Source organism: Snuella lapsa (assembly GCF_039539345.1).
Classification (GTDB): domain Bacteria; phylum Bacteroidota; class Bacteroidia; order Flavobacteriales; family Flavobacteriaceae; genus Snuella; species Snuella lapsa.
In genome coordinates, this window is sequence record NZ_BAABCY010000046.1 from 1 (window position 1) to 1,553 (window position 1,553).

A 1,553-nucleotide genomic window follows, 5' to 3' on the forward strand; every position below is an offset into this window, starting at 1 on the left:
ATGATGGGAGACTATCACGTACGGTTCTGTGAGAGGCTCGGGGTGAAAATCCCCTTGTCTACTCGACACTAACCGTCAGACTGCGCAAAAACCTATTTTGAATATTAGAATATTCGGAGAGGTATCTGAGAAAAAAATAAAATATGGGATTCTTAGAGGGGAGAATTTAGTTATTGCGCAGACTCCCGTTGTGTTTAATACAAAAAAGACACTGCAACTAATGAAAATATCTGACAAAACGATTGAAGAAATAGCAGATAATCTTGATTGTGGAATGAAATGTTATTTGCACAAAAAAACAGGTGATTTGAAAACTATAATCAACAAGGATAATTGGATTGGATCGGATACAGAAGCATGGGAAAAGGATATTGAAGAATTAGACGCAAACTGGACAGATTATATAGAATTTGAGGGAATGGATTCGCATGAATCATTCAAGGTTATGGCTGACTTTGCCGAAAATATTGATAATGTAAAACTTCAAGACCGATTGATAAATGCGTTGACTAAATCAAAACCATTTCGAAATTTCAAGTGGGAAATGGACAACTCAGGAGATTATCGACAAAAATGGTTTGCTTTTAAAAAGATGCGATATATCGGATATGTTAAGCAACAAATAGAACTGATTGATTGGAAATGAATAAAAGGATAGGCATAATATATTCGACAACAGACGGACAGACCCTTAAAATATGTCAACGAATTGCTGAATATGCTGAAAATTCAGGATTTAAAATAGACGTGAATGAAATTTCATCATTTAATTAGACAATTTCGGATTATTCAAAACTGTCTTGTCCTTAAATAAGGCTGCAGTTTAACTAATATTTTGGAGGGCTCCGCACCTTAAATGTTCATATGGTACTTCATTCGAAAAAAATCAAAATAGTATTTGTTTAGAATATCACAAATCCTATATTTGCAGTGCGAAGTTATTTTGACATAAATTAAATGATATATAAGTTCACAAATCGTCAACATAATTTGTGAACTATGGTGAAGGGGCTGAATTTATAAGGCTTAAGCATGTATGGTTCGAGTCCCGTCCAGACCGCCAAATTGCTTAGAAGCTTCAACAAAGTTGGAGCTTTTTTTTGCACTAAAATTAGTTGTGTTGTTTGATAAACCTTAGTGTTTATCAATGTATGGTTGAGATGCTGAATATATACTCAGTGCATCACCAATGGAAAGCTTTCCTTTTTTCTTTATAGAAAATGGGGATGCTTTTTTGTTTTAGAGAGCATCCTTATTATACTTTCTAACCAATATAAAGTCAATAATAGCAAGGATTACTGTTATTGAACCAAAAATAACTACAGTTTTATTTATATTCTCTATAATTAACTTTTCTCCATAATCTTTCAATAAATACCTAATAAAAATTAAGATATCTGTAATGATAAATATTGAAAGAAGAAATCTAACCGTTTTTGTTAAATATAAAATAGGTTCTTTCATTTTAGAACAATGAAGTTTGTGGCTATTTCGGAGTGACCATGCCACGTATTTCGGTCAAACAGTGCCACTTTGAGAGATCCTGCAATGAT

2 protein-coding genes are annotated in these 1,553 nt (G+C 32.8%); both read left to right on the forward strand.

Features of this window, described 5'->3' with window-relative positions; all coding sequences use genetic code 11:
• Positions 1-220: 220 nt before the first annotated feature.
• Positions 221-646: a UPF0158 family protein gene (locus tag ABD792_RS09185; protein WP_345005632.1), complete on the forward strand. Its 426-nt coding sequence runs from the start codon at positions 221-223 to the stop codon at positions 644-646.
• Complete coding sequence (locus tag ABD792_RS19185; protein ID WP_425568138.1) at positions 643-774, forward strand: flavodoxin domain-containing protein; 132 nt, start codon at positions 643-645, stop codon at positions 772-774. The genes ABD792_RS09185 and ABD792_RS19185 overlap by 4 nt, the downstream gene beginning before the upstream one ends.
• Positions 775-1,553: the final 779 nt, after the last annotated feature.